The organism is Mesorhizobium sp. M7A.F.Ca.US.014.04.1.1 (assembly GCF_003998745.1).
Classification (GTDB): domain Bacteria; phylum Pseudomonadota; class Alphaproteobacteria; order Rhizobiales; family Rhizobiaceae; genus Mesorhizobium; species Mesorhizobium ciceri.
In genome coordinates, this window is the sequence record NZ_RZRW01001391.1 from 1 (window position 1) to 545 (window position 545).

At 63.5% G+C, this 545-nt stretch carries 1 pseudogene; it reads right to left on the reverse strand.

Annotated elements, in window-relative coordinates:
* A pseudogene (locus EOA22_RS36720) lies at window positions 1-545 on the reverse strand (conjugal transfer protein TrbE); the annotation flags it as partial.

Below are 545 nucleotides of genomic sequence, written 5' to 3' on the forward strand. Positions count from 1 at the left end.
CTGCTGCCGAGATTGTGCCAGTCGCCGCCCATGGCGAGCATGGCGGCGCGGATCGAGCCACCAAAATCGAAGGCAAAGATCTGGTTGTTCCCGTAGCGCCGGAACTGCAGCGCCATAAGTGCCAGGAGTACCGACTTGCCGGCCCCGGTCGGGCCTACGACGAGGGTGTGACCGACATCGCCGACATGGAGGCTGAAACGAAACGGCGTTGCGCCTTCTGTCCTGGCGAAGAACAGCGGCGGCGCGCGAAAATGGTCATCCTCGACGGGTCCCGCCCAGACTGCCGAGAGGGGGATCATGTGAGCGAGATTCAAGGTAGATAGCGGCGGCTGGCGGACGTTGGCGTAGACGTGACCGGGAATGCTGCCGAGCCAGGCTTCGATGGCGTTGACCCTCTCGGCGATGCACGTGAAATCCTTCCCCTGGATCACTTTCTCAACCAGCCGGAGTTTCTCGTCCGCGATCGACGGGTCGGCATCCCACACCGTCAGTGTGGCCGTGACGTAAGCCTGGCCGATCTGGTCGGAGCCGAGGTCCTGCAAGGC